The organism is Burkholderia sp. BCC1996 (genome assembly GCF_905339955.1).
Taxonomy (GTDB): domain Bacteria; phylum Pseudomonadota; class Gammaproteobacteria; order Burkholderiales; family Burkholderiaceae; genus Burkholderia.
Genome location: NZ_CAJPHM010000034.1, coordinates 66,629 through 74,746 on the forward strand (window position 1 = coordinate 66,629; position 8,118 = coordinate 74,746).

Consider the following 8,118-nt stretch of genomic DNA (forward strand, 5'->3'; position numbering starts at 1 on the left):
TGAAGGCGCGGCGCCGCGCGATGCACGGTACGCCGGGCATCGGGCTTCGAGATTGCGGACCGGTGCGGCCCGAAGGCGCGCGGCCGGTCCATCGAATCGACGCAAGCAGCGGCTATTGCCGGGCCGCGACCGTCGTACCGGTGGCGGGCGGCAGTTCGCCCATTGCCTGCAGCAGCGCCGCCGTATCGGTCATCCGGCGGCTCGCGGCACGCACCGCATCGAGTTCCGCGTTCAGATAGAGCTGTTCGCTCGACCGTTGCGCGGACATCGGAACGGCACCCAATGTGCGGCGTTGCGCCGTTTCATGGAAAGCCTCGCCTGCCGCGCGCGCCGCGAGTTCGTTCGCGGCCAGCCCTTGCGCGTCGTTGTCCAGCGCGGCGAGCGAATCGGCGACATCGCCGAATGCGGACAGCACCGCCGCCTTGTACTGCAGCACCGCGGCGTCGTACGCATCGCGCGACGCCCGCCGGTGAGCCAGCAGCGCACCGCCGTGGAAGATCGGCTGCGACAGCCCGGCGCCGACGGCCCACAGCCCGCCCGCGCCCGACAACAGCGCTGGCCAGCTGAAGCCGCCGCGCCCCATCGTCGCGGTGAGCGACAGGCTCGGGAACAACTGGGCGGTCGCCTCGCCGACGTCCGCCGATGCCGCTTTCACGGCTGCCGCGGCCGCGCGGATGTCCGGCCGTGCCTTCAGCAGGTCGGACGGCACGACCACGGGCACGTGTTCCGGCAGCGACAGTCCGGTGAAGGAGGGGACCGGCGGTGGCGCGTCGGGCGTGCGGCCCAGCAGGATCGCGAGCGCATGAACCGCGCTCGCACGCTGCTGGCGCAGCGGCGGCAGCGTCGCGGCGAGCGACGCCGCACCCTGTGTCGACGCCAGCGCCTGCACGTGGGACACCGCGCCGAGCGCGTAACGCTGCTGGTCTTCGAGCGCGGATGCCTCGGCAACGGCGACCAGGCGCTCCGTCAGCAGGATCTGGCGGTCGAGCGTCGCGGCGCGGATGGCGGTGCCGACGATGTTGGCCGCCAGCGCACGCCTTGCCGCTTCGAGTTCGCAACCGTGCACGTCGACGCGCGCGGCGCTCGCCTCGTTCGCGTATCGCGTGGCGCCGAACAGGTCGAAGGTGTAATGCGCCTGCAGTTGCCCGACGAAGACGTTGTAGCGCAGGCTTTGCGCGCCCGCGCCGGAGATGTCGGGCGTGCGCGTGCGGGCCACCTGCGCGTTCGCGTCGATCGACGGCAGCGTCGACGCGCCGATCTGCGCGCGCAGCTCCTCCTGCGCGGCGGCGAGCGTCTTTTCCGCCGCGGCCAGCGTCGGGTTCGCGCGCAGGCCTTCGTCGACCAGCGCGTCGAGCGCGCTGGACCGGTACAGGCGCCACCATTGCGGGACGGGCGCGGCGCCGACGTCGAACTGCTGCGCGACGCCTGCCGCTTCGGCGGTGCGCGGCGCCTGAGGCGTCGCGCCGTAGTGCGCCGGCGACGGCATCGCGGGCGGTGTGCTGCTCGGGGCCATTGCACAGCCGCTCAGGCAGAGCGCCGCGCTCGCGGCGAGCACCGATGTGGTAAGGGGAAATTTCATCAGCATGTCTCCGAGGACGCGACGTCCATCGCGCGCGACTCGCGTTCGTCGCTGCGCACCTTGAAGCAGGTCGCGTAGAGGGCCGGCAGGAAGAAGATGGTCAGCACCGTCGCGATCGTGATGCCGCCCATCAGCGCGGTGGCCATCGGACCGAAGAAGCCGGAACGCAACAGCGGAATCAGCGCGAGCACGGCGGCCGCGGCGGTCAGCATGATCGGCCGGAAGCGGCGCACGGTCGCGCCCACGATCGCGGTGAAGCGTGGCTGCCCGGCCGCGATGTCCTGGTCGATCTGGTCGACCAGGATCACCGAGTTGCGCATGATGATCCCGAACATCGCGATCACGCCGAGCAGCGCGACGAAGCCGAACGGCTTGCCGAACAGCAGCAGCGCCGCGACCACGCCGATCAGGCCGAGCGGGGCCGTCAGCACGACGATGAAGGTGCGCGAGAAGCGCTTGAGCTGGATCATCAGCAGCGTCAGCACCGCGATGATCATGAGCGGCATCTGCGCGTTGATCGACGTCTGGCCCTTCATGCTCTCCTCGGCTGCACCGCCGATCTCGATCCGGTAACCGGTCGGCAGCGTGGCGCGCAGCGTCGCCAGGGTGCCGTCGATGGCGCGCGTCACGCCGATGCTCGGCGCTTCGCCACGAACGTCGGCCTGCACCGTGACGGTCGGCTGGCGGTCGCGTTCCCAGATCACGCCGTATTCGAGCGTGTCGCGCACGTGGCCGATCGTGCCGAGCGGCACCGGGCCGTGCGGCGTCGGGATCGCCAGGCCGGCGAGCTGCGACGGGTCGATCCGTTCGCGCTTCGGCGCACGCAGGTCGACGTCGATCAGCTTGTCGCGTTCGCGATACTGCGTGACCGTATAGCCGGACAGCGTCATCGCGAGGAAACTCGACACGTCTTCCGACGTCACGCCGAGCTGGCGTGCCTTCAGTTGATCGATTTCGAACGACACCGATCGCTCCGCCGGCTCGTCCCAGTCGAACTGCACGTTGCGCGTGCGGGCATCGGCGCGCATCTTGTCCGCCACTTTTTCGGCAATGCCGCGAACGGTCGCGATGTCGTCGCCGCTCACGCGGAACTTGATCGGAAAGCCGACGGGCGGCCCGTTCTCGAGGCGCGCGACGCGCGTGCGCACGGTCGGAAAGCGGCTTGCCAGCGTCGACTCGAGCCAATGCGACAAGCGGTCGCGCGATTCGACGTCCTTGGCCGTGATCACGAACTGCGCGAAGTTCGGCTGCTGGAGCTGCTGGTCGAGCGGCAGGTAGAAGCGCGGCGCACCGGTGCCGACGAAATCGACGACGTGATCGATTTCGGGCCGACCGTCGAGCACCTTCTCGAGCCGCGTGGCCTCACGCAGTGTCGCGTCGAACGAAGCGCCTTCCGGCAGGCGCAGGTCGACCAGCAGTTCGGGGCGCTCAGAGTTCGGGAAAAATTGCTGTGGCACGCGCGTGAATGCCGCCATCGCGATCGCGAACAGCACGGCCGTTACGCCCAGCACCACCCAGCGGCGCTCGATGCACGCCGAGATCCATCCGGACAGCCGCCGGTAAAAGCCCGTTTCATAAACGTCCTGCCCATGTGCATGAGCGTCGTGATGCTGCTGCTCGGGAAGCATGTGGTAGCCGAGCAGCGGCACCAGCACGACGGCCGCGAACCACGACACGATCAGCGAGATCGCGGACACCTCGAAGATCGACCGCGTGTATTCGCCGGTGCTCGATTTCGCGAGCGCGATCGGCAGGAAGCCGGATACCGTGACGAGCGTGCCGGTCAGCATCGGGAACGCCGTGCTCGTGTAGGCGAAGGCCGCCGCGCGCGCGCGGCTCCAACCCTGCTCGAGCTTCACCGCCATCATTTCGACGGCGATGATCGCATCGTCCACCAGCAGCCCCAGCGCGAGCACCAGCGTGCCGAGCGACACCTTGTCGAGGCCGATGCCGAACACGTGCATGCACAGTGCCGTCACGGCGAGCACGATCGGAATCGTGATGACGACAACCATGCCGGTGCGCAGGCCCAGCGACACGAGGCTGACGACGAGCACGATCGCGACGGCTTCGCCGACCGCTTCGACGAAATCGTCCACCGAGTGCTTGACGGCATGCGGCATGCTCGACACCGCGGCCAGCTTCAGTCCGGCCGGCAAGCCGGCCCGGAGCTCGGCTGCCTTCGCGTCGAGCGCCTTGCCGAGGTCGATCACGTCTCCGCCTTTTTGCATCGTGACGCCGATGCCGAGCACCGCGTGACCGTTCGTACGCATCTGCGTGACGGGCGGATCGTCGTAGCCGCGCGCGACCTTCGCAACGTCGCCGAGCCGGAACGTCCGGCCGTTCACCGTGATCAGCATGTCGGCGAGCGCCTGCGTGTCCTTGAACGCACCGCTCGGCCGCACGAACACGCGGTCGTCCGATGTCGTGATCGTGCCGACCGGTGCGACGGCGTTTTGCGCGTCGATGGCCTGCGCGAGCTGCTGCGGCGTGATCGCGAGCCGCGTCAGTTGCGCGTTCGAGATCTCGACGAATACGTGCTGGGCGGGGTCGCCGAAGTAGTCGACCTTCGCGACACCCGGCACGCGCAACAGCACGGTGCGCAGCTTGTCCGCGTAATCGTGCAGTTGCGCGGGCGAGTAGCCGTCGCCTTCGAGCGCATAGATGTTGGTGTAGACGTCGCCGAATTCGTCGTTGAAGAACGGGCCGACAGTGCCCTTCGGCAGCGTCGCCCGGATGTCGCCGACCTTCTTGCGCACCTGATACCAGGTTTCCGGCACCTGGTCGACCGGCGCCGAATCCTTCATCGCAAAGAAGATCATCGACTCGCCGGGGCGCGAATAGCTCTTGATGTTATCGACGTAAGGCGCGGCCTGGAGCTGGCGGCCGATCCGGTCCGTGACCTGTTCCTGCACTTCGCGCGCCGTGGCGCCCGGCCAATAGGTCTGGATCACCATGGTTCGGAACGTGAACGGCGGATCCTCCGATTGCGCGAGGCGCGTATAGCCGATCATGCCGAAGATCGTCGCGAGGCCGATCAGGAAGATCACCAGTTGCTGATGCTTCAGCGCCCATGCCGACAGATTGAAACCGCCGTCGTCGCGCGACGTGGCACCGCTTTGTGCGCCGAGCGCACCGTCCGTCGAGGACCGGTGTTCTGGAGCGTTCATGATGCGAAGTCCTCCGCATGCAGCGGCGGCACCACGCGCACGTGCTGGCCGGTACTCACCGTATGGACGCCTTGCATCACGACACGCTCGTTTTCCGCGAGGCCGGACGTGACCGTGACCGTACGCTCGTCGTAGCGTCCGACCGTCACCGGGCGCAGTTCCAGCGTGTCGCTGCCTTTGCGAATGACCCAGACCGCCGGCGCTTCGCCGCGATGGAAGAGTGCAGTGGCCGGCAGCGTGATCGCGTGGTCCGCGGTGGTGTCGGCGGCGCCGTCGAACGAGATGCTGGCGGTCATCCCGGAGCGGACGTCCGGCCCCGGCGCGACCAGCGTCAGCTTCACGCGCCAGGTGCGGCTTTGCGGATCAGCGACCGCCGCGACTTCGCGCACGCGTGCGTCGAGCACCTTGCCCGGCAGTGCCGTCAGGCTGACGTGCGCGGTGCGGCCGACCGCGAGATCGCGCAGATCGCGCTCCGCGACGTCGCAGACGATGTCGAGGTCGCCGCTCCAGTCCAGATGAAACACCGCCTGGCCGGGCTCGACGTTCTGCCCGGTATCGGCATCCTCCGACGTGATGACGCCGTCGTGATCCGCGACCAGCGTCGCGTAGCGCAGGTGATCGCCTGCGAGCGCCATTTGCGCGAGCGCGGAATCGCGTTGCGCGACCGCCGATGCATACGCGTCCTGCGTTGTCTCGAGCTGCGCGGGCGCGATCAGGTTGGCCTGAGCCTGCGCGCGGTCGCGATCCAGTTGCTGCTTCGCATAGGCGACGCGATGCTCGGCGGCATCGAGCTGCGCGCGCGCGTTCAGCAACGTGTTGTGCAGATCGGCCGGATCGAGCATCGCGAGGGCCTGGCCGGCCTTGACGGTGTCGCCGATTCGCACGCGCCGCTCGACGATCTTGCCGCCGACCCGGAACGACAGCGGCGTCGAATATCGCGCCTGAACCTGCGCGGGCAGCACGCGCTGCACTACGCCGTCGTCCGCATGAACCGGCAGCGCGACCACTGGTTGCAGTTCGGGCGCCGGGGCCTCGTGCGAGTGGCAAGCCGCGAGAAGAATCGCACAGCAGGCGAATGCGATCGGGGCGCGCCGAAGCGGTGGCGCGATGCGTGTCAGAAGCGGGCGCGTTGGGGTCCGCGCGTCAAGTCCGGGTGATTTCACGATGTTTCCAAGACAAGTGAGGGTCAAACTAAAAATGGTTCGGCGACCACGGCGGGTCACCCCGGTTTATGCAGGCGCGCGAGGGCGTCTCCGCCGACGGTGCGCATGACGATCAATCAGTACTCCGACGTTCGAGGTGCAGATCGTTCCGATTGCCGATATGACACGGCTTGCGCACGACGATGGCCGCCGAGTGTGCCGACGGGGCCGCCTGCGCGTCACCGACGTTCGCTGACGTGGGTCCGGAACAGTGTCCGGACAGGAACCGGTTCTGCTGTTTTCGAGATTAGACTCATAACTGATAATGTTGTCAAGTATGAGTGAGTCATCTAGAATTGCATCATGCAGAAAATTCTTATGGAAAGGGAAGGTGCGCTCGTGGACGACAAACCGGTCCGGCCGCGTCGCCCGAATGCGTCAGTGGCCGAAGCGGAACAGCGTCAACCGCGCGGCGCCCGGCGCAAGGAGGCGACACGTATGCGCTTGCTGCGGGCGGCGTTCGGCCTGATGGCGGAAAAGGGCAGGGACAACGTCGCGATCAGCGAGATCACCGAGGCGGCGGATGTGGGGTTCGGCTCGTTTTACTACCACTTCGAATCGAAGGACGGCATCTTCGCCGCGCTGACCGAGTGGGTGTTCGACGATTTCGCGGACGGGCTCGAGCGTCTTGCGAGCGGTTTGTCGGATCCGGCCGAGGTCGTGTCGGTTTGCGTGCGTCACACGCTGATGCGCGCGCGCCGCGAGCGGCTCTGGGGGCGGTTCCTGATGCGGGAGGGCTTTTCCGCGCGTGCGCTCGACCACGGGCTGGGCCGGCACTTGCGGCGGGACAGCGAGCGCGGAATCGCGGCACGCCGCTTCGTCGTCGGCGATCCGTTCATGAGCGTGCTCGCGATGACGGGGACGATCCTGGCGGCGATCGCGGCGGAGTGCTACGCGGCCGACACGGCTGAGGGCGAAGCGAGGACGCCGGCGGGAGACGAAGGCCGGCTTCCCGAGCGGGCCGCGGCGATGGTATTGCAGACGCTCGGCCTGACGCGCGCCGAAGCAAAGGACGTGGCGAATCGACCATTGCCGCCCGGCGACTTCTCCGCTGCGGAGAGTAGTTGACGGTTGGTGGGTGCCGACGCGGGGGCCGGCCGATCCAGTTGGGCGACGAGACAGTGGCTATGGTGTCCCCTATGGGTTACAATTCATTCATGTTCAAAGTCCTGACCACCCCCCAATTTGATAGCTGGCTCGATGGGCTTCGCGATCCGGTCGGCAGCGCGGCAATCAGTCTGCGCATCGAGCGGGCGAAGCTCGGCAACCTTGGCCAGTGGCGCGCAGTCGGTGACGGTGTCAACGAAATGAAGATCGACGTAGGGCCGGGATACCGGGCCTACTTCGTGCGGCGCGGAAAAATCATCGTCGTGGTGTTGTGTGGCGGGGACAAGTCGACGCAAAAAAAGGACATCAAGACGGCGAAGCAAATCGCCGGTGAACTGGAGGATTGAAGATGAAAATCAGCGAACTGGCCGAATTCGACGGCTCGAAGTACCTGAAGGACGAGGAAACGATTCGTCACTACCTGGCGCAAGCGTTCGAAGATGGCGATCCGCGCCTGATCCAGGCCGCGCTCGGGAACGTCGCGAAAGCGCGCGGCATGACCGCGCTGGCGCGCGAGTCCGGCGTAAAGCGGGAAGCACTCTATCGTGCGCTGTCGGAAGGTGGGAACGCGGAGTTTGCAACGATCATGAAGGTTGTCGGCGCGTTGGGATTGCATCTGACCGTTGCGCCGGCACAGTCGGCGGCCGAAGCGACGCCGGAGCCAGCTCCGACACGAACGCGCGCCCGCCCGCGCGCCCGCACTGCGGCGCATGCGTAGCGTCACCGGGGCCGACCGCGAATGTCGCGCCGGTCCGCCGTGGTCTATGCAGCCGGCTGGGCCGGCGGAATGGCGTATGGATCGAAGCTCACGACTTCTTCGTCGAGCCAGTCGTTCAATCACCGCGCGAGGGCGGCGGCGAATGGGCCGTCGTGCTTCGCGCGCGAATCGCGTCTACGACGTTCCTGCCACGCACGTAGTGCGCGAGGTTGCGCTGGCTCGAAAGGTAATGCGACGCGTGCACGCCGAGCCAAGCGAGCATTTCGTCGGGCGTCAGTTTTTCGGGGCATCGGTTTGGTCAGTCCTCGTAGTTGACATAACGTGAATTATCAATATTACTGG

At 67.2% G+C, this 8,118-nt stretch carries 6 protein-coding genes; 3 read left to right on the plus strand and 3 right to left on the minus strand.

The features are described 5' to 3' along the window. Nucleotides 1-112: 112 nt before the first annotated feature. Genes U4Z64_RS33065 through U4Z64_RS33075 form a run of 3 tightly spaced genes read right to left on the minus strand, consistent with a single transcriptional unit; the run spans nucleotide 113 to nucleotide 5,912 of the window. Nucleotides 113-1,579 (minus strand): efflux transporter outer membrane subunit, encoded by a 1,467-nt coding sequence (locus U4Z64_RS33065; RefSeq protein WP_321822182.1) that lies wholly within the window; start codon nucleotides 1,577-1,579, stop codon nucleotides 113-115. Continuing rightward, on the minus strand, nucleotides 1,579-4,749 hold the full coding sequence (locus tag U4Z64_RS33070; protein WP_321822183.1) for an efflux RND transporter permease subunit: 3,171 nt from the start codon (nucleotides 4,747-4,749) through the stop codon (nucleotides 1,579-1,581). The genes U4Z64_RS33065 and U4Z64_RS33070 overlap by 1 nt, the downstream gene beginning before the upstream one ends. Beyond that, nucleotides 4,746-5,912 (minus strand): efflux RND transporter periplasmic adaptor subunit, encoded by a 1,167-nt coding sequence (locus U4Z64_RS33075; protein ID WP_415750616.1) that lies wholly within the window; start codon nucleotides 5,910-5,912, stop codon nucleotides 4,746-4,748. Before U4Z64_RS33075 ends, U4Z64_RS33070 begins: the two co-directional genes overlap by 4 nt. A gap of 477 nt (nucleotides 5,913-6,389) precedes the next feature. On the opposite strand from U4Z64_RS33075, the gene U4Z64_RS33080 reads away from it, so the two are divergent. From U4Z64_RS33080 to U4Z64_RS33090, 3 genes are all read left to right on the plus strand, one after another. Then, the gene (locus U4Z64_RS33080) at nucleotides 6,390-7,019 is read left to right on the plus strand and encodes a helix-turn-helix domain-containing protein (protein ID WP_321822187.1); all 630 of its coding nucleotides are present in this window, start codon (nucleotides 6,390-6,392) and stop codon (nucleotides 7,017-7,019) included. 89 nt (nucleotides 7,020-7,108) lie between these two features. Beyond that, nucleotides 7,109-7,405: a type II toxin-antitoxin system RelE/ParE family toxin gene (locus U4Z64_RS33085; protein ID WP_059449128.1), complete on the plus strand. Its 297-nt coding sequence runs from the start codon at nucleotides 7,109-7,111 to the stop codon at nucleotides 7,403-7,405. 2 nt (nucleotides 7,406-7,407) lie between these two features. After that, entirely contained in the window at nucleotides 7,408-7,776 is a 369-nt protein-coding gene (locus U4Z64_RS33090; protein ID WP_124519438.1) for an addiction module antidote protein, read from the plus strand. The last annotated feature ends 342 nt before the right edge of the window (nucleotides 7,777-8,118 follow it).